The organism is Kaistia dalseonensis, assembly GCF_030814715.1.
Lineage (GTDB): Bacteria > Pseudomonadota > Alphaproteobacteria > Rhizobiales > Kaistiaceae > Kaistia > Kaistia dalseonensis.
This window is the reverse complement of the sequence record NZ_JAUSVO010000002.1, coordinates 775,007-794,575: the sequence shown is the minus strand read 5'-3', so window position 1 is coordinate 794,575 and position 19,569 is coordinate 775,007. Positions and strand designations below refer to the sequence as shown.

The 19,569-nt window shown below is 64.5% G+C and carries 24 protein-coding genes and 1 tRNA gene; 10 read left to right on the top strand and 15 right to left on the bottom strand.

Annotated features, from left to right (window positions below; genetic code table 11):
• Nucleotides 1-71: 71 nt before the first annotated feature.
• The 4 genes from QO014_RS09945 to QO014_RS24630 all read right to left on the bottom strand — a co-directional run bounded on the left by QO014_RS09945 (nucleotide 72) and on the right by QO014_RS24630 (nucleotide 2,689).
• Nucleotides 72-539, bottom strand: a complete 468-nt coding sequence (locus QO014_RS09945; protein WP_266348518.1) for a tellurite resistance TerB family protein — start codon at nucleotides 537-539, stop codon at nucleotides 72-74.
• A 457-nt stretch (nucleotides 540-996) separates the two neighbouring features.
• On the bottom strand, nucleotides 997-1,278 hold the full coding sequence (infA, locus tag QO014_RS09940) for a translation initiation factor IF-1 (protein WP_266348517.1): 282 nt from the start codon (nucleotides 1,276-1,278) through the stop codon (nucleotides 997-999).
• Nucleotides 1,279-1,292: 14 nt separating this feature from the next.
• Complete coding sequence (locus tag QO014_RS09935) at nucleotides 1,293-1,499, bottom strand: cold-shock protein (RefSeq protein ID WP_073053266.1); 207 nt, start codon at nucleotides 1,497-1,499, stop codon at nucleotides 1,293-1,295.
• A gap of 53 nt (nucleotides 1,500-1,552) precedes the next feature.
• On the bottom strand, nucleotides 1,553-2,689 hold the full coding sequence (locus QO014_RS24630; RefSeq protein WP_503128676.1) for a DEAD/DEAH box helicase: 1,137 nt from the start codon (nucleotides 2,687-2,689) through the stop codon (nucleotides 1,553-1,555).
• A gap of 501 nt (nucleotides 2,690-3,190) precedes the next feature.
• On the opposite strand from QO014_RS24630, the gene QO014_RS09920 reads away from it, so the two are divergent.
• The 3 genes from QO014_RS09920 to QO014_RS09910 all read left to right on the top strand — a co-directional run bounded on the left by QO014_RS09920 (nucleotide 3,191) and on the right by QO014_RS09910 (nucleotide 6,784).
• The gene (locus QO014_RS09920; protein WP_266348516.1) at nucleotides 3,191-4,105 is read left to right on the top strand and encodes a DMT family transporter; all 915 of its coding nucleotides are present in this window, start codon (nucleotides 3,191-3,193) and stop codon (nucleotides 4,103-4,105) included.
• A gap of 78 nt (nucleotides 4,106-4,183) precedes the next feature.
• Nucleotides 4,184-5,329 (top strand): GNAT family N-acetyltransferase/peptidase C39 family protein, encoded by a 1,146-nt coding sequence (locus QO014_RS09915; protein ID WP_266348515.1) that lies wholly within the window; start codon nucleotides 4,184-4,186, stop codon nucleotides 5,327-5,329.
• 3 nt (nucleotides 5,330-5,332) lie between these two features.
• Nucleotides 5,333-6,784: a RimK family ATP-grasp domain-containing protein gene (locus tag QO014_RS09910; protein WP_266348514.1), complete on the top strand. Its 1,452-nt coding sequence runs from the start codon at nucleotides 5,333-5,335 to the stop codon at nucleotides 6,782-6,784.
• Between the two features lie 30 nt (nucleotides 6,785-6,814).
• Here the strand turns inward: QO014_RS09910 and QO014_RS09905 are convergent, their stop codons facing one another.
• The 3 genes from QO014_RS09905 to QO014_RS09895 all read right to left on the bottom strand — a co-directional run bounded on the left by QO014_RS09905 (nucleotide 6,815) and on the right by QO014_RS09895 (nucleotide 7,921).
• Nucleotides 6,815-7,168, bottom strand: a complete 354-nt coding sequence (locus QO014_RS09905; RefSeq protein ID WP_266348513.1) for a nuclear transport factor 2 family protein — start codon at nucleotides 7,166-7,168, stop codon at nucleotides 6,815-6,817.
• A gap of 188 nt (nucleotides 7,169-7,356) precedes the next feature.
• Nucleotides 7,357-7,530 (bottom strand): hypothetical protein, encoded by a 174-nt coding sequence (locus QO014_RS09900; RefSeq protein ID WP_266348512.1) that lies wholly within the window; start codon nucleotides 7,528-7,530, stop codon nucleotides 7,357-7,359.
• Nucleotides 7,531-7,579: 49 nt separating this feature from the next.
• Nucleotides 7,580-7,921, bottom strand: coding sequence for a hypothetical protein (locus tag QO014_RS09895; protein ID WP_266348511.1), 342 nt, complete (start codon nucleotides 7,919-7,921; stop codon nucleotides 7,580-7,582).
• Between the two features lie 356 nt (nucleotides 7,922-8,277).
• On the opposite strand from QO014_RS09895, the gene QO014_RS09890 reads away from it, so the two are divergent.
• Nucleotides 8,278-9,480, top strand: coding sequence for an alpha/beta fold hydrolase (locus QO014_RS09890; protein ID WP_266348510.1), 1,203 nt, complete (start codon nucleotides 8,278-8,280; stop codon nucleotides 9,478-9,480).
• Nucleotides 9,481-9,485: 5 nt separating this feature from the next.
• Here QO014_RS09890 and msrB read toward each other — a convergent pair whose 3' ends face one another.
• The 4 genes from msrB to QO014_RS09870 form a co-directional block, all read right to left on the bottom strand.
• A complete protein-coding gene (gene msrB, locus QO014_RS09885; protein ID WP_266348509.1) occupies nucleotides 9,486-9,887 on the bottom strand; it encodes a peptide-methionine (R)-S-oxide reductase MsrB in 402 nt (133 codons plus the stop codon).
• A gap of 239 nt (nucleotides 9,888-10,126) precedes the next feature.
• Complete coding sequence (locus QO014_RS09880) at nucleotides 10,127-10,333, bottom strand: hypothetical protein (protein WP_266348508.1); 207 nt, start codon at nucleotides 10,331-10,333, stop codon at nucleotides 10,127-10,129.
• A gap of 386 nt (nucleotides 10,334-10,719) precedes the next feature.
• A tRNA-Leu gene (locus QO014_RS09875) sits at nucleotides 10,720-10,804 on the bottom strand.
• A gap of 54 nt (nucleotides 10,805-10,858) precedes the next feature.
• Nucleotides 10,859-11,863, bottom strand: a complete 1,005-nt coding sequence (locus tag QO014_RS09870; RefSeq protein WP_266348507.1) for an adenosine kinase — start codon at nucleotides 11,861-11,863, stop codon at nucleotides 10,859-10,861.
• A gap of 176 nt (nucleotides 11,864-12,039) precedes the next feature.
• Between QO014_RS09870 and QO014_RS09865 the strand changes: the two genes are divergently transcribed.
• A complete protein-coding gene (locus tag QO014_RS09865; RefSeq protein ID WP_266348506.1) occupies nucleotides 12,040-12,726 on the top strand; it encodes a sulfate transporter family protein in 687 nt (228 codons plus the stop codon).
• Nucleotides 12,727-12,801: 75 nt separating this feature from the next.
• Nucleotides 12,802-13,248 (top strand): DUF2214 family protein, encoded by a 447-nt coding sequence (locus tag QO014_RS09860; RefSeq protein WP_266348505.1) that lies wholly within the window; start codon nucleotides 12,802-12,804, stop codon nucleotides 13,246-13,248.
• Nucleotides 13,249-13,252: 4 nt separating this feature from the next.
• Here QO014_RS09860 and nth read toward each other — a convergent pair whose 3' ends face one another.
• Nucleotides 13,253-13,951, bottom strand: a complete 699-nt coding sequence (nth, locus tag QO014_RS09855) for an endonuclease III (RefSeq protein ID WP_266348504.1) — start codon at nucleotides 13,949-13,951, stop codon at nucleotides 13,253-13,255.
• A 22-nt stretch (nucleotides 13,952-13,973) separates the two neighbouring features.
• Between nth and QO014_RS09850 the strand changes: the two genes are divergently transcribed.
• From QO014_RS09850 to QO014_RS09840, 3 genes are all read left to right on the top strand, one after another.
• Complete coding sequence (locus tag QO014_RS09850; protein ID WP_266348503.1) at nucleotides 13,974-14,465, top strand: DUF2244 domain-containing protein; 492 nt, start codon at nucleotides 13,974-13,976, stop codon at nucleotides 14,463-14,465.
• A gap of 74 nt (nucleotides 14,466-14,539) precedes the next feature.
• Nucleotides 14,540-15,439 (top strand): bifunctional helix-turn-helix domain-containing protein/methylated-DNA--[protein]-cysteine S-methyltransferase, encoded by a 900-nt coding sequence (locus QO014_RS09845; protein ID WP_266348502.1) that lies wholly within the window; start codon nucleotides 14,540-14,542, stop codon nucleotides 15,437-15,439.
• A gap of 91 nt (nucleotides 15,440-15,530) precedes the next feature.
• Nucleotides 15,531-16,412, top strand: a complete 882-nt coding sequence (locus QO014_RS09840) for an SDR family oxidoreductase (protein WP_266348501.1) — start codon at nucleotides 15,531-15,533, stop codon at nucleotides 16,410-16,412.
• A 15-nt stretch (nucleotides 16,413-16,427) separates the two neighbouring features.
• On the opposite strand, the gene QO014_RS09835 is transcribed toward QO014_RS09840, so the two are convergent.
• Genes QO014_RS09835 through QO014_RS09825 form a run of 3 tightly spaced genes read right to left on the bottom strand, consistent with a single transcriptional unit; the run spans nucleotide 16,428 to nucleotide 18,625 of the window.
• Nucleotides 16,428-17,204 (bottom strand): ferredoxin reductase, encoded by a 777-nt coding sequence (locus QO014_RS09835; protein ID WP_266348500.1) that lies wholly within the window; start codon nucleotides 17,202-17,204, stop codon nucleotides 16,428-16,430.
• Nucleotides 17,197-17,802, bottom strand: coding sequence for a sulfite oxidase-like oxidoreductase (locus QO014_RS09830; protein ID WP_266348499.1), 606 nt, complete (start codon nucleotides 17,800-17,802; stop codon nucleotides 17,197-17,199). The genes QO014_RS09835 and QO014_RS09830 overlap by 8 nt, the downstream gene beginning before the upstream one ends.
• Nucleotides 17,803-17,857: 55 nt before the next feature.
• Nucleotides 17,858-18,625: an alpha/beta hydrolase gene (locus tag QO014_RS09825; RefSeq protein ID WP_266348498.1), complete on the bottom strand. Its 768-nt coding sequence runs from the start codon at nucleotides 18,623-18,625 to the stop codon at nucleotides 17,858-17,860.
• 234 nt (nucleotides 18,626-18,859) lie between these two features.
• Here QO014_RS09825 and infC point away from each other — a divergent pair, with 234 nt between their 5' ends.
• Entirely contained in the window at nucleotides 18,860-19,399 is a 540-nt protein-coding gene (gene infC / locus QO014_RS09820) for a translation initiation factor IF-3 (RefSeq protein WP_266348627.1), read from the top strand.
• The last annotated feature ends 170 nt before the right edge of the window (nucleotides 19,400-19,569 follow it).

The window sequence follows — 19,569 nt, the reverse complement described above, 5'->3', positions numbered from 1 at the left end:
GCTCCGCTGCGGCGCAACAAGGTGATATCGCCGATGCTAGACGATCGTTCTCAATCCGCCAATGCCGGTCCTCAGCTCAGGACCGGCGCGCCGCCCGACTGAATGATCTTCTTCAGGCGGATGCGCTCGCGGCTCGAAACGCCCAGGAGTTCCGCGACCCGCCAGATCACGTTCTCCTCGAATTCATGCACGTGGTCATCCTGGTAGACGAGGTCCCACATCATGGCGATGATCTGCTCGCGGCCGTCATCGTCGAGGCGATCCTTGAGGATGCTCGTGAAGCGATAGAGATCGACGGCCTCGTCATCGGCCGTCTCCGCCTCGCGGATCAGGTCCTCGGTCTCTTCCTCGGCAAGCGCATAGCGCGCCTTCAGCAGATCATGCAGCCGCGTCCGTTCCTTCTCGGAGACCGAGCCGTCCACGGCGATCACATGATAGAGCAGCGCGGCCGCAGCCAGCCGATGGTCGTCCTCGCTGAAACGCCGTTCTTCATCGGCGCCGGTCAGTTCGGAAAGGAAGCTGCGAAGCGCCTTCAGCATAAGCCTTCTCCCTGGAACCTCGGTTCCCTGCTGTCGAAAATGCCGTCCTCCGCGCCGCGCGATCGAGCCGCACGGGCCTCGCAGCTATAGCCGCGCCGGTCGCGATGGGAAAGATGGCCTCGCCGCTCATCGCAACGCACAAAAAGAAACCGCCGGCCAAGGGCCGGCGGCACATCTATATCTTAATACTAATAACCTCTTGCCCGGACCAAAAATGCCCGAACTCATCAATTCCAACTAGAAAGACGTATCAGATAACTTCAATAGAGTTCAAACACATCAATCCAGACCATCTCGTCCGCTCGATGCGATAAAGGCAGAATAAGGGCATCCGTTTCGCGATGCAAGAGCCTTGTGGGCAATCGCCCGTTTCCGGCCTCGTTTCGCTGCGGCGCACAACAAAAGGCCGGCGCGATAGCTCGCGCCGGCCGGGATTCGTCAAACCCAGCGTCGGATGTCAGCGACGCCGCGCCGCCCCGCCACGGAAGGGTGTTTTCGAGGTGGGCGGAGCCACCGCGTCACCCTTGTGCCGGAAGACCAGCCGCGCCCGATCGAGATCGTATGGCGTCATCTCGACGGTTACGCGGTCGCCCGCCAGCGTCTTGATTCGGTTCTTCTTCATCCGGCCCGCGGTGTAGGCGACGACGACATGCCCGTTCTCGAGTTCAACCCGGAACTTCGCGTCGGGGAGAACCTCGACGACCGTCCCCTCGAATTCGAGCGCTTCTTCCTTCGCCATGGGTCTTATTTTCCTTAGGAGACCTTCAGATTCGTCGCGGACGTCTTGCCACGACGATCGGTCTCGAGCTCGTACGAGATCTTGGCGCCGTCGCGCAAGGTCGACAGACCAGCGCGCTCAACGGCGCTGATATGCACGAAAACATCCTGACCACCCTGATCGGGCTGGATGAATCCGTAGCCCTTGGTCGCGTTAAACCACTTCACAGTACCCGTCGCCATGGAAATCTCCTTCAATCTGGCGGTAGTGAACTTTGCTAACGACAGTCGCGTCGTCAAGCGGCCCGGCGGCGTTGTTGGCCACGCCACCGGTTTTTCTTGCTCTTTTGTTCCATCGGCTGCCCATCGCGTGCCGAATTTTCACCCCGCTGCAAATCGACAGCGGCGCGAGGAGCGGCAGGAGGGGCTTTAAAATTCGTCACGACTTCCGGAATCGGACGGCGAATCAGCCGTTCGATCGCCTTCAGCCGCGATGCTTCGCCAGCGTCAAACAGAGAATAGGCCAATCCGCTCCGACCCGCCCTTGCGGTCCGGCCGATGCGGTGGACATAAGCTTCCGGTTCATCCGGAAGGTCGAAGTTCACGACATGGGTCACGTCGGCGACATCGATGCCGCGCGCCGCAATATCAGTCGCGACGAGTACGCGAAGGCTGCCATCTTTGAAGCCTTCGAGAGCCTTCTGGCGCGCGCCCTGGGACTTGTTCCCGTGCAACGCCAGCGTTTCGATCTTCGCCTTCTGCAGATGCTGCGCGACGCGATCGGCGCCGTGCTTGGTCCGCGTGAAGACGATGACCCGATGCATCGCCAGATCCTGGAGGAGATCGACGAGGAAATGCCGCTTGTCGCCTGCCGGAACGCGGTAGAGCCGCTGCTCGATCCGCTCGACGGTCACGACCTCGGGCGTCACCTCGACCCGGACCGGATCCTTCAGGAGCTTGCGCGACAATTGCGCGATCTCGGCCGGCATGGTGGCCGAGAACAGGAGCGACTGCCGATCCTGCGGCAGCAGCGCCACGATCTTCATCACGTCACGGACGAAACCCATGTCGAGCATGCGGTCCGCCTCGTCGAGGACGAGATGGGTCACCTTGTCGAGGCGCACGACGCGCGCCTGCAGGTGATCGAGCAGACGGCCCGGCGTGGCGACGAGAATGTCGACGCCCTTTTCGAGCGAGCGGATCTGCGGCTGATGGCCGACGCCGCCAAAGACGAGCGCGTGACGAATGCCGAGGAACTTCGCGTATTTGCGCAGTTCAGCATCGATCTGGATGGCCAGTTCGCGCGTCGGCGCAAGAATGAGAGCACGAACACTCTTCGGCTCGAGGCCGTCGGCACGACGCGAAAGATGTTGGAGAAGTGGCAGGCCGAAGGCCGCCGTCTTGCCCGTTCCGGTCTGCGCTATGCCGAGCATGTCGCGACCTTCGAGAAGGGCGGGGATTGCCTGCGCCTGGATTGGCGTCGGCTTAACCAAGCCGGCCACGTCAAGCGCACGCAGGAGCGGTTCGGCAAGGGCCAAATCCGCGAAATTGTTCAATTGATCCAAGAAGTAAGCCTAAATATGCGAGTGCTCTTGGCACTCGTCTGAAGTCATGACCCACGCGCGAAAGGATCAGAGGACGGGGTCGTGCCCCGCTTCAGGCGGGTCAGAACCATGCATTTTCAGCGCATGGAACAGCGCGATCACGATGATCGTCGCCGCGTATATGCGGGTTTCGCACCGAAAAAGCAACTGAAAATTCGATTTGACCGTGTCGGGAGCGCTGTTGAACGCGAGATTTGACCGACTGGATCACATTCTTCTAGCCGCCTTATTGAAATCGCACAATGTCTGTGCAAGCTGCCGGTTCAATCGCCAGAATTGCTCATGTCGTCCTTGCCTCGCCCCGCTGCTTCCCACTCGTCATCCTTCGCCTTGTCGGGAACCACTCTCGGCATCGGGCTGATGGTGCTCGGCATCCTGCTCTATTCGATCAATGACGCGATGGGGAAATGGCTGGTCGGGGCCTATTCCGTCGGCATGATCCTGCTCGTCCGCTCGCTCGGCGCGCTGATCGTGCTGGCGCCCTTCGCCCATCGCGATGGCGGCATCGGCGCCCTGCTCCACGCCCCGCATCGGGGGTTGCAACTGCTGCGCGTCGCGCTCTCGACGACCGAGATCGGCTTTTTCTACTGGGCGGTCAGCTACATGCCGCTCGCCGACACGATGACCTATTATCTCGCGGGCCCGATCTATGTCGCGGCCATGTCCGCGATCTTCCTGAAGGAGAAGATCGATGGCGCCCGCTGGGCCGCGATCCTGGTCGGCTTCGTCGGCGTGATCATCGTGCTCAATCCGTCCTCGTCGACATTGAGCTGGCCGGCGCTGATCGCGATTACCGGCAGCTTCGTCTATTCCGTATTGATGATCGTGACGCGGCAATTGCGCGGGACGGCCGACAGCACGCTGCTCGTCTTCTCGACCGGCGCGGCTTTCCTGGCCGGCGCGGTCCTCGCACCCTTCCAGTGGGTTACGCCGACCCCGCGCGATCTGGCGCTGCTGCTGCTCCTCGGCGTGGTCGCCCTGTTCGCGAGTTTCTGCGTCAACCGTTCGCTGAAGCTCGCCCCCGCCTCTGTGGTCGTGCCCTACCAGTATACGATGCTGATCTGGGCGGTAATCTTCGGCTACATCTTCTTCAACGACACGCCGAAGATGAGCGTACTGATCGGAGCGGCGATCATCATCGCCTCGGGCCTCTTCATATTCTTCCGCGAGCAGACCCGCACGCCGCCGGGGGTGCCCGACGAACTCGCCGAGGAAGTCGCGCCGAGCAATCCCGCCCAGCCTTAGCGTCGCCGCAATTGCGGCCGAAACGCTTGGTCGATGACGCGCCGAACCCCCGGCGCATCGCCTTGGTGGACGGCCGCAATGGGCGTTCCTGCACGCATGGCCGGCTCCGCGCCCGCCGACAGATCAACGCTTTTTGCGCTGAGGCTGGCCGTGGTCGCCGATGTCGACGCGCTGGTCGATCTCGAAGAACGCTGCTTCGCGGGCGACCGCATGTCGAGGCGCAGCTTTCGCAAGCTGGTCGATGCGCCGACCGCCGCGCTCGCCGTGGCCCAGACACCGCACGGCGACCTCGTCGGCTATGCGCTGCTGCTCTTCCGCGCCGGAACCGGCATGGCGCGCCTCTATTCGATCGCGGTGGCGCCCGACCGGCGCAGCGCCGGCATTGGCGAAGCCCTGATGGCGGAGGCCGAGCGGCTCGCCTTTGCGCGTGACCGCATCGTGCTGCGCCTCGAGGTGCGCGAGGATAATCCCGGCGCGATCCGCCTCTATGAACGGCTCGGCTTTCGCCGCATCGGGCGCTATCTCGACTATTACGAGGATCACGCCAACGCGCTGCGCTATGAGAAGCGCCTGCGCGGCGCCGGTCATTCCACCGCCGTGCCCTATTACGAGCAGACGACGGATTTCACCTGCGGCCCGTGCTGCGTGATGATGGCGCTCGCCCATTTCCGGCCGGATTACACGCTCGCGCCCGTCGAGGAGATCAAGCTCTGGCGGCAGGCAACGACGGTGTTCATGATGTCGGGCGTCGGCGGCTGCGATCCGCACGGCCTTGCCGTCTCGGCCGCGCGCAACGGCCTTGCCGCCGCCGTGCATGTCAGCCGCGACGGATCGCTCTTCCTCGATTCCGTGCGCGATCCCGAGAAGCGCCGCGTCATGACGCTGGCGCAGGAGGATTTTCGTCGCCAGACGATCGCCTTCGACATTCCGATCTTTCACACGCCGCTCGATGTCGAGGCGATCCGCGCCGCGCTCGCCGAGGGCGCGCTCGTCATCGTGCTGGTGTCGGCCTATGCCATGTTCGGCAAGAAGGTGCCCCACTGGATCCTCGTGGTCGGCGATGACGGCCGCCATCTCTTCGTCCACGACCCATGGGTCGAGGATCGCGAGCTGGAGACGCATGCCGACGCCGCCAACCTGCCGATTCCCTATGCCGATTTCGAACGCATGGCCCGCTGGGGCCGGGAACCGCTGCGTGCCGCAGTCGTTCTCAAGCAGAGGTAGACTATGTCCGATTGGGTCATACTGGTCGATCATCCCAAGGACTTCCCCAACGAAGATACGCCGCACAAGGTCATCACGACCAAGGACTATCTTGCGCGGACCAATCTCTTTCGCGGCTCGCGTCCCAAGATCATCAACTTGTCGCGCTCCTTCGCCTATCAAAGCCGGGGCTATTACGCCTCGCTGCTCGCCGGCGCGCGCGGCCACCGGGTGGTGCCGACCGTCGAGACGATGATCGACCTCGCCGATCGCTCGCTCTACGCGCAGGCGCTGCCAGAATTGGAAGACCAGCTCGTCAAGGCGCGGCACGAGGACGGGGCAATCCCCGCGCGGCTCCTGGTGATGTTCGGCATCTGCGCCGACAAGCGTTTCGACCGTTTCGCGCGGCTGCTGTTCGACTGGTTCCGCTGTCCGGTTCTGGACGTGACGATCGAGGAGACGAGCCGGCCCGAGATCCGCAAGCTCGCGGCGGTTTCGATCACCAGGCTCGCTCCGGACGAGCTCGCCTTCTTCCACAAGGCCCTGCACGACCGTACGCGGCGCGAATGGCGCTCGCGCAAGACGCGGACGCCACCGCGCCATTCCTTCGCGGTGCTGCACGATCCGCGCGAGAAGATGCCCCCCTCGAACCTCGCCTCACTCAAGCACTGGGCGCGCATCGCGGAGAAGATGGGCGTCGAGGTCGAGCCGATCACGCGGAAGGACCTGGCGCGGCTCGCCGAATTCGATGCGCTGTTCATTCGCGAAACGACCTCGATCGACAACCACACCTACCGCTTCGCCCGCCGCGCCGTGCAGGAGGGCATGCCCGTCATCGACGATCCCATCTCGATGATCCGCTGCACCAACAAGGTCTATCTGCAGGAACTGATGACCGGAAACGGCATCGCCGTGCCGCCGACCGTGATCCTCGCCAGCCATGGCGACATGGAGCGCGCCGCCGACGAGCTCGGCTTTCCCCTCGTGGTGAAGATCCCGGATTCCTCCTTCTCGCGCGGCGTGAAGAAGGTCGGCAATGCGGCGGAGTTCGATGAACTCGCCAAGGCGTGGTTCAAGGATACCGACCTGCTGCTGGCGCAGAAGTTCATGCCGACCGATTTCGACTGGCGCGTCGGCGTCCTCGGCGGCAAGCCGCTCTTCGTCTGCCAATATACGATGGCGAAGCACCACTGGCAGATCGTCAAGCACCAGCCGAACGGCAAGGCGCTCGAAGGCGGCCTGCGCTCCATGACGATCGGCGAGGCGCCGCCGGAGGTGATCGATATCGGGCTCCGCGCAGCGCAATTGATCGGCAACGGCCTCTACGGCGTCGACATCAAGCAGACCGACGATGGCTTCTTCGTCATCGAGGTCAACGACAATCCCAATATCGAGCACGGCATCGAGGATGCGGCCGAGAAGGACCAGGTCTGGATCGAGCTGACACGCTGGTTCGTCGACCGGCTGGAGGCGTGACCCGGCGGGGCGGACCACGCCTCCACGGGATCAGCGATCCCAGGCCTGGATGTTGGTCTGGCGACTGATCTTGCCGTTCTTCAGTTCCGCCATCGCGCTGAAATAGACCTTGGTGCCATTGTCGTAGGTGCAGGTCTCGGCAAAGGCGAGATGGTCGCCTTCGATCACGCTCTCGTCGAGATGATGCTTCATCTTGCGCGCGCAGATATCGTCGTACATGGCGCCGATCGCCTTCTTGCCCTTCAGGACCAGCGGCTTGCTCGGGGGATGGTCCTGGTCGATGACGCGCACCTCGGCATCATCGGCATACATGCCCGTCCAGAGCGCGGCATTGTTGCCCTCGACGGCCTTCTTGAGGCTCGTTCGGTCCATCATGGTCTGCATGACATCCTCCATTGAACGGCCGCACCCAATCAAACGCGGTCCGGTCACCGGGGAAGATGGTCAGGCGTGTCACGGGGCGGGATCGTTCGCCGCCTCGTCGCGCGGAGGTCATGCTTCCGCAGGCGATCGGTGCCGCGCTCGGCGGCTGGAGAGATCGTAGACCCGCCGCGTCGGCGCAGCGATCAACTTCAAGCGATCCGCATGTAGACGACCGCAAAGCCGACGATCACGGCAATCGTGCCGATGATGAGCATATAGCGAAGCTGGTGGGGCGCGACGGCCTGCCGTGCATCAGTCTTGCTGATAAGCGGCGCGGATGGAGCCCCGGCGCGGGCAGCGCGATCAGTTGCGTGAATGGCCATGCATTTCTCCTCTTTCGAGGACAACGCATGAGCCATCGAGGGGTTGCCCTCAGCGCCGGTCGCGCCGCTCGATGTCGATCACGGTGTAGTCGGCCTCGATGGTCGGGCCGGCCCCGTCGCTGCGGAAATCCGTGCGTTCGGGCTCAGGCGACTGCGTCCGCTGTTGCTGCTGCTGCTGACGTTGTAGCGAGCCGAGCATGCTGCGCAGGATCTGACGGCGGAATGCGTAGGCGATCAATCCGATCGGAACCAGGATCAGCGCCAGGCTGAGCGAGAGGATCAGGGCACCCACCAGGATCGCTCCGCCGACAATCACGGCTGCAGCGAGCCTGAGCTTGTCCTTCCAGCTCGAATTCGGTCCCGAAATGTAGAATGCGCGATAGGTCGCCATCGTCTCCGCCTTTTTCAATCAACGGATGATGTGGCCCTCTCCGTCGCCCGATACAAGCGCCGGCCGCCACTCCTCCCCAATCTGGCCCCGGATCATGGCCTGTTCGGGGCCTCGATGCGACCGTTTTGGCGCCCACATCGGACAAGTTGCCATGCCCATCGTTCCGGGGCCGTCATCCTGGATGCGACGACCGCGCCCACCTCCCGCTATCGCAGGTCGGGGCTGCGTACTCCTTGCCGTGGAGCAGCCGCCAACATTGCGCCCTCTCCATGCCCAGATGCCGCCACGTCATGTCCAAGCGGCAAGATCTGCGCTAGAAGGTCGACGGATTACGATGAGGCGGTCGTGGGGCGCTAATGCTGTTTTCGGATCGTATTGAACGAGTTTGCATCGGTTCGGCGCTCAGGGCACTCGCGACCCTGCTGGTGCTTGGCCTCGGCCTCGCCGCAGCAAAGGCCCAGGACGCGTTCTATGCCGCGAGCCCGACCGAGCTCGTCGGCAAGCCGGGCACGCTCATCCGCGCCACGCCGATCGTGCCGCCATCCGGGGCGGCCGCGGCCTACCGGATCCTATATCGCTCGGTCGGCGTGCGGCGCGAGCCGATCGCCGTATCGGGCATCATCATCGTGCCGCAGGGCCTCCCGCCTGTTGGCGGTTGGCCCGTAGTCGCCTGGGCGCATCCCACGACCGGGGTTGCCCAGCATTGCGCGCCCTCGCTCGATCCCGCGCGCTACGACCACATAGCCGGCCTGGCGGATTTCCTGGCGCGCGGCTATGTCGTGGCGGCGAGCGACTATCCCGGCCTCGGCACGCCGGGGTTTCATCCCTATCTCGTCGGCGATAGCCAAGGGCGCGCCGTGCTCGATGCCGTGCGCGCGGCCATGACCATGCCGCAGGTTCCCGCCAGTCCGCGCGTCGTGCCCTGGGGTTATTCGCAAGGCGGCCATGCGGCGCTCTTCGCCGGCCAGATCGCCAAGAGCTATGCGCCGACGCTCCAGATCGTCGGCATCGCGGCCTCGGCGCCACCGACGGAGCTCGGTTCCCTGATCAGGGCCGATGTGGGTAGCATCGTCGGCCGCGTCCTGTCGGCCTATGCGCTCTGGTCATGGTCGAATGTCTATGGCCTGCCGATCACCTCGGCCATCGACAAACGCGTCGTGCTGATCATGCCGCGCATCGCCGACACCTGCACGAAGAGCGCCCATGACAAGCTTCGCCTCGTGCTCGCCGACCAGCTCTTCCAGCAGAACAGCTTGCTGAGCCGCGACGTCACGACCACGCAGCCTTGGCGCGACCTGATCGAGGGCAATACGCCCGGCATCACGCCGCCGGGCGTGCCCGTCTTCCTCGCGCAAGGCGCCTCCGACAAGATCGTGCGGCCGCTGATCACCGAACTCTATTCCGATGTCCTCTGCAGTCGGCGCCGTGCCGTACGCTTCATCATGATCCCCGGCGCCAATCACGAGGCGATGGGGAAGGCGGCGACCCGGCAGGCCGTCGCCTGGATCGCCGACCGTTTCAACGGCCTGCCGCCGCCCAGCGATTGCGAGGCCCAATAGCGCGGTCAGGCTGGCTCGAAATTCATCGCCACGCCATTGATGCAATAGCGCAGGAACGTCGGCGGCGGACCATCGTCGAAGACATGGCCGAGATGGCTCTCGCAGCGGCTGCAGGAGACCTCCGTGCGCACCATGCCATGGCTGCGATCGACTGTGGTCGTGACCGAGCCTTCGATCGGGGCGCCGAAGCTCGGCCAGCCCGTGCCGCTCTCGAACTTGCCGTCCGATGCGAAAAGCGGCTGGCCGCAGCCGGCGCAGGTGAAGCTGCCCTGGCGCTTTTCATGGAGCAGCGCGCAGCTGCCGGGCCGCTCCGTGCCGTGCTGGCGCATGATGTAATATTGCTCCGGCGTCAGGAGGCGCCGCCACTCCTCATCCGTCCGAACAAACGTCGCCGCTGCTGCCGACATCGCATCATCTCCTTTGGGGTGAGCGTCTTAAATAGGTCTCGCCCGCCGCCGCCGCCAGTCTCGGCCAAGCCGCCTGCTGATGGGGATCTCGATGTCCTTCGACTGAGGGAAGGCGGCCCTGCCGTCGCCTCTGTTGTCGACAGCAACCGATCCGCGGCGGCAGCAGAAGGCTGCTTGGGCTGGACTATCGAAGCGTATCAAACGGACAGCCCGCGCACGACGAGCCGTAGATTGCGCGCTTACGGTCGCCGCGCGGCGCGGACCAGCGCGGTCAGCGCGAGCAGCATGCCCGAAGCGGCGAGGCCGGCCGTGACGACGCCGGCCGGCGTCCACCGCGCACTCCCTTGCAGGGTGATGCTCTTTCCCACTTTCAGATCCCAGCTCGCCCGCATTTCTTCGGGGTGATAAGGGGTCCCGCGCTCCTGGTCATTTTGCCCTTCGGTCATGGGTGATCCCTCGAGAATGGGTCGCTTTGATCATCTGGACTGAAGCCGAAGCAATATACATGCGTCAAGCGCAATGGCGCGGCTTCTCCGCCGGCCCTGTCCTCATGGCGAAGTCGATCGCAGACTCACGCCCCGATAGCGAGGACGGCCGAAAGGCTCGGAACGCCGACAGCAAGCCCGCATTGATCCTCGGCTGGGCCCCGCGTCTCGAATCGCTATGCCGGCGCGCGGCATCAGCGCATGCGCCGTTGATGACATCCATCACCGCGCCCCAAATCCATCGGCTGCCAATGGAATGCCCTAAACGACATCGGACCCCGCAGGGTCCGATTTCATCGCATTTCTGCCGATTTCCGGAGCCTCTTGACAGGCTCTGTATTGGGAAATGGTGCCCAGAAGAGGACTCGAACCTCCACGACTTTCATCACTGGTACCTGAAACCAGCGCGTCTACCAATTCCGCCATCTGGGCGACGGCGGGATGCTTAAGGGGCCTCCGCCGGCTTGTCAATCGTCGATGTGACGATCAGAGGGGATAACCCGATTGCCGGGCCAGATCGAGCAGCGGAACGGCCGGGCGCGGGCCCACATGGGTGATGACTTCGGCCGCCACCAATGCGCCGAGTGCCGCGGCCGTCGGGAGATCGAGACCCCGCGCCACCGCGTAGAGGAAGCCCGACGCGTAGAGATCGCCGGCGCCGGTCGTATCCACGACCTGCTCGACGCGCGTCGCGGGGACCTGCTCGATGCCATCGGGCGTCACGACGAACGAGCCTTCCGAGCCCACGGTCACGGCCGCGATCCGGCATTCGGAGCGCAGCGCGTCGAGCGCGGCGCCGAAGCTCGACGTCTGGTAGAACGACTTGATCTCGGCATCATTGGCAAAGACGATATCGATCGTCCCGTCGCGGAGCAGGCGGCCGAAATCGCTGCGGAAACGATCGACGCAGAAGGCGTCCGACAGTGTCAGCGACACTTGCCGCCCCGCCTTGTGCGCGATGGACGCGGCCTTGGCGAAGGCGTCGCGCGCGCTCGGCGCGTCCCAGAGGAAGCCTTCGAAATAGGTGATCTTGGTGTCGGCGACCAGCGCCTCGTCAATGTCGTCCGGCCCGAGCGCATGGCAGGCGCCGAGATAGGTGTTCATCGTGCGCTCGCCATCGGGCGTGATGAAGATCATCGACCGCGCCGTGGGCAGCGTGCCGTCGGTCAGCGGCGGCACATCGAAGCGGGCGCCGATCGCCCGCATGTCGTGGCGATAGACCGCGCCGAGATCGTCATCGGCGACCTTGCCGACATAAGCACAGCGACCGCCGAGAGAGGCTATGCCGGCGACGGTGTTCCCGGCCGAACCACCCGACGCCTCGATCGCCGGACCCATGGCGGCATAGAGCCGCTTCGATTCGACCATGTCGACCAGGCGCATCGAGCCCTTGGTGAGCTTCTGCTCGACGAGGAAATCGTCTTCCGCCCGCGCGAGAATGTCGACGATCGCATTACCGATCCCGAGAACGTCGTAACGGGCTTCCGTCATGAAGAGATCCTGATGAGGCCGGGCCGAACGCCCAGGCGGGAAGGTTGACGGGGGCGGACTATACAGCCGGTCCTACGCCGTGCAACCGTTGAAATCCTTGCGGGGACCATGGGCAGATCCCATCTCCCAACCGCTCGACCGAGCAATCCGAACCCGACGCGACGAGGCCGAGATACATGCTGACCGCCGCCTGGCTGGCCCTGAACGAGATCCTGACCCCGCCGTTCCGTTCGGTGCTCTGGAAGTCGCTGGGCCTCACGATCCTGCTGCTGATCCTCGCCTGGTTCGGGCTGCAGGCGCTCGTGCTTCACTTTGCGACCTGGCCGAGCCAGCCCTGGATCGAGACCTCTGTTGCCATCGTGACCGGCTTCGGGCTCGTCGTCGGCCTTTGCTTCCTCATCGCGCCGGTCTCCGCGCTGATGGCCGGACTCTTCTCCGACGACATAGCGAGCCTGGTCGAGACGACGCACTATCCCTTTGACCCGCCGGGCCGGGGCCTTTCCTTTTCGGCGAGCCTGATCGGCACGCTCGGCTTCACGCTGACGGTGATCGCGGTCAATCTCGTCTGCCTCGTCCTGCTGCTGGTGCCGGGCGTCAATCTGGTCGCCTTCTTCATCGGCAACGGCTATCTGCTCGGCCGCGAATTCTTCGAGGCTGCGGCGGCGCGCTTCCGCTCCGTCGAGGAGGCGCGGGCGCTGCGGCGCGAAAATGCCGTCACCGTGCTCCTCGGCGGCTTCGTCATTGCGCTCTTCCTGGCGATCCCCGTCGTCAACCTGCTGACGCCGCTTTTCGCCACCGCCTTCATGACGCATCTGCACAAGCGCCTGACCGGCTCGGTCCCGGTCCGCATGTCGCAGGTCTGAGACCGCGGCTGCCATTCACAGCGAGGACCGCTTCTGGCACCTTGCGGCTCCGTCCCCGCCACCGGGAAAGCCAGCATGATCACCGACCTACTGCTCGCGATCGTCCACCATCTCCTCGTCTTCATCCTGTTCGCGATCCTCGCCGTCGAACTGGTCTGGCTCAAGCAGGACCTCGATCTGGCGCGACTGAAGCGGCTCGCCAGGCTCGACATGATCTATGGCATCGTCGCCGGCCTGATCCTGATCGTCGGCTTTTCGCGCGTCTTCTTCGGGCTGAAGGGCTGGGAGTTCTATTTCGCCAGTCACTCTTTCTGGGCCAAGATCGCGTGTTTCGCGGCGATCGGCCTGCTCTCGATCCCACCGACGCGCAGAATCCTCGCCTGGAGGCGGCGGGCCGAAAGCGAGCCTGGTTTTATGCCGGCCCCGGCCGAAATTGCCGGCGCGCGGCGCTATCTCCATATCGAGGCGACGATTTTCCTGCTGATCCCGATCTTCGCCGCCGCGATGGCGCGCGGGTTCTGATCGTTCAGGCGATGGTCTTGTCGGGATAGCGGCAGAGGTCCGCGACGATGCAGGCGGGGCATTCGGGCTTGCGCGCCTTGCAGACATAGCGGCCATGCAGGATCAGCCAGTGATGGGCATGCAGGCGGAACTGGTCAGGCACGATGCGTTCGAGCGCCATCTCGACCTCGAGCACATTCTTGCCGGGTGCGAGGCCCGTGCGGTTGCCGACCCGGAAAATATGGGTGTCGACGGCCATGGTCGGCTCGCCAAAGGCGATGTTCAGCACGACATTCGCCGTCTTGCGGCCAACGCCGGGCAGCGCCTCGAGCGCGTCGCGATCGCGCGGCACGACGCCGCCGTGCAGGGCGATCAATTGCCGGGAGAGCGCGATGACGTTCTTCGCCTTGGTGCGGAAGAGGCCGATCGTCTTGATGTGTTCACGCACGGCCTCCTCGCCGAGCGCCACCATCTTCTCGGGCGTGTCGGCGAGCTTGAAGAGCGCGCGCGTCGCCTTGTTGACGCCCGCATCGGTCGCCTGGGCCGAGAGCACCACGGCAACCAGAAGCGTGAAGGGATTGAGATATTCGAGCTCGCCCTTCGGCTCCGGCTCGCGTGCCGCGAAGCGGGCGAAGAACTCCGTCACCTCGGCCTTGCTGAAGGGCTTCGGGCTTTTCGCCTTGCGGACGAGCGGCGGACGCGACGAGGGCTGGGATTTCGACATGGCCCTTCTATAATGATCCGCCATGACCGACCGCAATGACGATGAAGCGCGGACCGTTCTGTTCGCCGCCACCCTGAAGCCCTATCGATCGCTGAGCCCGCGCGGCTTCGCGCTGCTGCTGATGTTCATCGGCGGCACATGCTTTGCGAGTGGGTTGCTGTTCTGGTCGATGGGCGCCTGGCCCATCGCCGGTTTCTTCGGGCTCGACATATTGGCGATCCAGATCGCTTTCCGCCTCAACTATCGCGCGGCGCGGGCATGCGAGATCGTCGAGATGACCGCACATGAACTGCTGGTGCGCCGCATCGCCGCCAATGGGCGGACGCAGGAATTCCGCTTCAATCCCTATTGGGCGCGGCTCGAGGTCGACCGCGTTCCCGACTGGGGCATCACGCGGATGGCGCTGACGTCGCACGGCAAGAGCCTTTCGATCGGCGGCTTTCTCAATCCCGATGACCGCGAAAGCTTCGCGAACGACTTCTCCGATGCGCTGGCGGCGACGCGCCGGGCCTGAACCATGCAGGAATCGGGTGTCGCGCCATCGACGGCGTCACTAGATTGGGCGCATCGTTGAAGGACACGACCGCCATGCTCAACATCGCAACCGCGCTTGCCAGCGCCGATCCGGCCCCACCGGCTGGTCCTGAATCCGATTATGAGATCGTGCGCCGCGCGATCGAGTTCATGACCGAACGGTGGAGGGAGCAGCCTTCGCTCGATCGCCTCGCCGCCCATGTCGGCATGAACCCGCTGGCGTTGCAGAAGCTCTTCACGCGCTGGTGCGGCCTCTCGCCGAAGGCCTTCATCCAGGCCCATACGCTGGACCGTGCCCGCGCGCTCCTCGCCGACGACGCCTCTATCCTCGATACGAGCTATGAGGTGGGCCTCTCCGGCCCGGGCCGGCTGCATGATCTCTTCGTCACCCATGAGGCGATGAGCCCCGGCGCCTACAAGGCGCGCGGAGAAGGTGTCGTCATCCGCTGGGGCTTCCACAATTCGCCCTTCGGCCATGCGCTGATCATGATCACGGATCGCGGCCTCGCAGGCCTCGCCTTCGCCGATCTTGGCGACGAGCGGGCCGCCCTCCTCGACATGCAGGGGCGCTTCCCCTGCGCCGACTATATCGAAGACCAGGCGGCCACGGCCTGCTACGCCGCGCGCATCTTCGAGCCCGAGCGCTGGCGGCCGGAGACGCCGCTCCGTCTGGTGCTGATCGGCTCCGATTTCCAGGTGCGCGTGTGGCAGACCCTGCTCGGCGTGCCGCTCGGCCGTGTCGCGACCTATTCCCAGATCGCGGAAAAGATCGATCATCCCAAGGCGGCGCGGGCCGTCGGCGCCGCAGTCGGGCGAAACCCGATCTCCTTCGTGGTGCCGTGCCATCGCATCCTTGGAAAGTCCGGCGCGCTCACCGGCTACCATTGGGGACTGACGCGCAAGCGCGCCATTCTCGGCTGGGAGGCCGGCGTTTCGGGCCGCGCGGACGACTGATCGCCGGAAAGGCGACGGATCGCGGCTCGACGTCTTGAAGCGGCGGCCAGTTCGATCCTAAATCCGGGCACACGCAGCGCCCGGAGCCTCCATGGCGGATCAGCATCTCTTCATCTTCGGCCTCGGCTTCTCGGCGACGGCTTTCGTCCGCCGCGCGCGCGGCCGATATGCATCGATCAGCGGCACGGTTCGCTCCGCCGAGAAGGCCGAGAGCCTGCGCGCCGAAGGTATCGATGCGCTTCTCTTCGATGGCGTGGTGCGCAACGACGCCGTCACGCAGTCTCTTCACCGCGCAACGCACCTCGTCCAATCGATCGCGCCGGGCGAGGCGGGCGATCCCGCGCTTCGGCTTTATCACGACGACCTGGTCGCCGCCGCCAATCTCGGCTGGATCGGCTATCTCTCGACCGTCGGCGTTTATGGCGACCATGGCGGGGCGTGGGTCGACGAGACGACGGTGCCGCGCCCGGTCTCGCGCCGCTCTCTCGAACGCGTCGCCGCCGAAGCCGACTGGCAGGACCTCGCCAGCGCGCGGCGCATGCCGCTTGCCATCTTGCGCCTTGCCGGCATCTATGGGCCGGGGCGCAATACGTTTGTTCATCTGGCCGGGGGTACGGCGCGCCGGCTCGTCAAGCCGGACCAGGTCTTCAACCGGATCCATGTCGAGGATATCGCCATGGTGATCGAGGCCGCTGCCGAGCGGCGGGCGAGCGGCATTTTCAACGTGACGGATGACGAGCCGGCGCCGCCGCAGGATGTCGTTGCCTATGCGGCCGCGCTCGCCGGCTATCCGCCACTTCCCGACATTCCATTCGAGACCGCGACGCTGACGCCGATGGCGCGATCCTTCTATGGCGAGAACAAGCGCGTCTCGAACAATCGCCTGATCGACGATCTCGGCGTGACGCTACGCTATCCGACCTATCGCGACGCGCTCCGCGCGCTCTGGGAGAGCCAGAGCTGGCGTGGCTGAAACAGGGCGAGACGTCTATCGCCCCATGCCGCCATAGCGCTCGGTACGCACGCTTGCGAATGGAAGCCCCGCGCCGAGCGCCAGCGTGGCCGCTGTCTCGACGAAGGGCGTGGAGCCGCAAATATAGGTGAGCTTCGGCCCCTCGCCGGCAGGAAGGGCGGCAAGTGCCGCCTCCATCAGCGCGGCGTCAATGCGGCCGTGACGAATTCCTTCGTGCGCCGCCGCCTCGCGGGTCAAGGTGGCGATCAGCTTGAACTGCGGCTCTGTCCCGGCGCGGCGGAACAATTCCTCACGCCAGATCATGTCGTCGTAGCGACGGGCCGAGTAGACCAGCACGGCCGGGACATCCGGCGCTACGGCCGCGCGATGACGCAGGATCGACATCAGCGGCACGAGGCCCGAGCCGCCGGCGATCAGCAGGATCGGGCCACCGAGGCTCTTTTCCCAGATGAAGTGGCCGCCAATCGGTCCGCGCAGTTCGATCGTGTCGCCCACTTCCACGACCTCGTGAAAGAACGGCGAGACCTCGCCATTCTCCAGTTCCTCGATCGTGAGGTCGAGCGTGCCGGCCTCTTCCGGCGCGGAAGCGATCGAATAGGACCGCTCGGCCTGATAGCCGTCGGGCGCGGTCAGGCGCACATCGACATGCTGGCCGGCGCGAAAGCCGGGCCATTGCGGCGGACGGAGGCGAAAGGTCTTGACGCTCGGCGTCTCGACCGTGATGGCCTCGACAACGGCCTCCTGCCAGAGAAGGCGCTGCGGCTGGATCGGAACGGTCACGGAATCAGTCACCGGTGAAGCGCTGCTCCCGCCACGGATCGCCATACATGTGATAGCCGCGCAGTTCCCAGAAACCGGCCTCGTCGCGCTGGGTGAACTGAAGGCCGGTGACCCATTTGGCCGATTTCCAGAAATAGAGATGCGGCACGAGAAGTCGCGCCGGACCACCATGGTCGGCCGTAATCGGCTTGCCCTCATAGGCGGTCGCAACCATCGCCTTGCCGTCGATCAGGTCGGCGGTCGGCACATTGGTCGTGTAGCCGTCCGAGCCATGGGCGAGCGTGAACGCGCTCGGCGCCGCGATGCCGGCTTCGGCGAGGATGTCGTCAATCATCACGCCGGACCAGGCGGTGTTGAACTTCGACCATTTCGTCACGCAGTGAATGTCGCGCGTCAGCTTCACGTGCGGCAGCTTGGCGAACTCATCCCAATTCCAGGTCGCCACGGGGCGGACACCGTCCTTGATCGTGAACGACCATTTCTCCAGCGGCACATGCGGCGTCGGCCCGGCCGACAGAACCGGGAAATCCTCGGTCAGATATTGTCCGGGCGGCAGGCGGTTGCCGATCTCGTCGGCGGGGCGCTTACCGATGAATCCTCGCGTTGCCATGGTTGCTCCTGTGCTTCGCCGACTGGATCCGGGTCCAGACCGGTTGTTCGATCCGCTATGCGATCGCCTCGACGGCCGCGACGATCCTGGAAAGATCCTCCGGCCGCGAAAGCCGATGGCCGGCATCCTTGATCAGCGTCAGTACGACATCGTCCTGCGCGAGGCGCGAAACAAGGTCTACAGCATGGCCCCACGGCACATCCTCGTCGAGGACGCCCTGGATGATGTGGACCGGCGCGCCAATCGCGATCGGTGTTTCGCCCAGTAAATGCTGGCGGCCATCATCGATCAATGCCTTTGTGATCAGATAGGGCGTGTCCGAATAGGCGCTCGGCTGCCGCCAGGCGCCGGTCGTCTCCATCTCCAGCCTTGCCGCCTCCGGCATCCGCGCCAGCATCAACGATTCGGTCATATCGATCGCCGGAGCGAGGAGCACCAGCCCCGCGACGCGGGCGGGGTCGCGCTTGCCGAGCCTGATCGCGAGCAGAACGGCGATCCAGCCGCCCATGGACGAGCCGACGAGGATCTGCGGACCCGTCGTGAAGCGTGTGAAGACCGCCTCCGCCTCCTCGAGCCAGCGCGAGATCGTGCCGTCCGCAAAAGCGCCACCCGATGCGCCATGCCCCGAATAGTCGAAGCGCGTCACGGCGCGGCCGTGTTCGGCGCCCCAATGATCGAGCGCCTCGGCCTTGGAGCCGCGCATGTCCGACATGAAGCCGCCGAGGAAAAATATGCCGGGGCCATTCCCGCCGCGCTGCAGCACGGCGATCTCTCGCGCCGCAGCATCGGCGCCGACAACAAAGCTATTGTGTTCCAATTGCATCAATCATGCGTCCCGAAGCGAAAAACCTTGATCCGGCCGGAGGAAACCACCATGTACCGCCTGCTTTTGGTTGACTTTCGCGGCATATTCGCGGAATTTCTGCCTCCTGTCCGGGCATATTGGACCCGATCGATCCGCGCTAGGCTTCGTTGCAGCATGACGGGCTTTTATCTGCGGGTCTTGTGTGTTTTTCCAATCCGGCCAGATCCGTCAATATCATAGGAGCATGTCCCCATTCGCCGTCCCTTCAAAGCGCCGCCGCCCAGCAAGGACGGGCCGCGCATCAACCGCGAAATACGCGGTATCCGAGAAATTCAGCTCATCGACCAGGACGGCCAGAATGTCGGTCTGACGCCGCTCGATGAAGCATTGGCCATGGCCCAGGAAGCCGGCCTCGACCTCGTCGAGATCTCGCCGAACTCCGAGCCGCCGGTCTGCAAGATTCTCGATTTCGGCCGCTTCAAATATCAGACGCAGAAGAAGGCCAACGAGGCCCGCAAGAAGCAGAAGATCGTCGAAGTCAAAGAGATCAAGATGCGCCCCGCCATCGATGACCACGATTACGAGGTCAAGATGAAGGCCATCAAGCGCTTCTTTGAAGAAGGCGACAAGGTCAAGCTGACGCTGCGCTTCCGCGGTCGCGAAATGGCGCACCAGCATCTCGGCATGAAGCTTCTGGAGCGCGTGCGCGACGAGACGGCGGAAATCTCCAAGGTCGAGGCGGAGCCGAAGCTCGAAGGCCGCCAGATGATCATGGTGCTTGCACCGCGCTGAGGCGTCGATCGCCGGCGGGGAACAGCCTTGCCGTTTCGATGCCAGAGAATCGCCGTTCCGGATCGGATTCGGGGCGGCTTTGTTGGATTTGATGAGGCGGCGCCGCAAAGGGCGCTCGAATCCGACCTGTGGGAGCTTGTGCAGACCGCACGCGCCCGCTATAACGCCGC

Bases quoted from the DNA above. Each gene is read 5' to 3' on its own strand.
- QO014_RS09945 (WP_266348518.1), bottom strand. From the start codon at position 539: ATGCTGAAGGCGCTTCGCAGCTTCCTTTCCGAACTGACCGGCGCCGAT.
- infA (WP_266348517.1), bottom strand. From the start codon at position 1,278: ATGGCGAAGGAAGAAGCGCTCGAATTCGAGGGGACGGTCGTCGAGGTT.
- QO014_RS09935 (WP_073053266.1), bottom strand. From the start codon at position 1,499: ATGGCGACGGGTACTGTGAAGTGGTTTAACGCGACCAAGGGCTACGGA.
- QO014_RS24630 (WP_503128676.1), bottom strand. From the start codon at position 2,689: ATGCTCGGCATAGCGCAGACCGGAACGGGCAAGACGGCGGCCTTCGGC.
- QO014_RS09915 (WP_266348515.1), top strand. From the start codon at position 4,184: ATGGGCGTTCCTGCACGCATGGCCGGCTCCGCGCCCGCCGACAGATCA.
- QO014_RS09910 (WP_266348514.1), top strand. From the start codon at position 5,333: ATGTCCGATTGGGTCATACTGGTCGATCATCCCAAGGACTTCCCCAAC.
- QO014_RS09905 (WP_266348513.1), bottom strand. From the start codon at position 7,168: ATGCAGACCATGATGGACCGAACGAGCCTCAAGAAGGCCGTCGAGGGC.
- QO014_RS09900 (WP_266348512.1), bottom strand. From the start codon at position 7,530: ATGGCCATTCACGCAACTGATCGCGCTGCCCGCGCCGGGGCTCCATCC.
- QO014_RS09895 (WP_266348511.1), bottom strand. From the start codon at position 7,921: ATGGCGACCTATCGCGCATTCTACATTTCGGGACCGAATTCGAGCTGG.
- QO014_RS09890 (WP_266348510.1), top strand. From the start codon at position 8,278: ATGCTGTTTTCGGATCGTATTGAACGAGTTTGCATCGGTTCGGCGCTC.
- msrB (WP_266348509.1), bottom strand. From the start codon at position 9,887: ATGTCGGCAGCAGCGGCGACGTTTGTTCGGACGGATGAGGAGTGGCGG.
- QO014_RS09880 (WP_266348508.1), bottom strand. From the start codon at position 10,333: ATGACCGAAGGGCAAAATGACCAGGAGCGCGGGACCCCTTATCACCCC.
- QO014_RS09870 (WP_266348507.1), bottom strand. From the start codon at position 11,863: ATGACGGAAGCCCGTTACGACGTTCTCGGGATCGGTAATGCGATCGTC.
- QO014_RS09865 (WP_266348506.1), top strand. From the start codon at position 12,040: ATGCTGACCGCCGCCTGGCTGGCCCTGAACGAGATCCTGACCCCGCCG.
- QO014_RS09860 (WP_266348505.1), top strand. From the start codon at position 12,802: ATGATCACCGACCTACTGCTCGCGATCGTCCACCATCTCCTCGTCTTC.
- nth (WP_266348504.1), bottom strand. From the start codon at position 13,951: ATGTCGAAATCCCAGCCCTCGTCGCGTCCGCCGCTCGTCCGCAAGGCG.
- QO014_RS09850 (WP_266348503.1), top strand. From the start codon at position 13,974: ATGACCGACCGCAATGACGATGAAGCGCGGACCGTTCTGTTCGCCGCC.
- QO014_RS09845 (WP_266348502.1), top strand. From the start codon at position 14,540: ATGCTCAACATCGCAACCGCGCTTGCCAGCGCCGATCCGGCCCCACCG.
- QO014_RS09840 (WP_266348501.1), top strand. From the start codon at position 15,531: ATGGCGGATCAGCATCTCTTCATCTTCGGCCTCGGCTTCTCGGCGACG.
- QO014_RS09830 (WP_266348499.1), bottom strand. From the start codon at position 17,802: ATGGCAACGCGAGGATTCATCGGTAAGCGCCCCGCCGACGAGATCGGC.
- QO014_RS09825 (WP_266348498.1), bottom strand. From the start codon at position 18,625: ATGCAATTGGAACACAATAGCTTTGTTGTCGGCGCCGATGCTGCGGCG.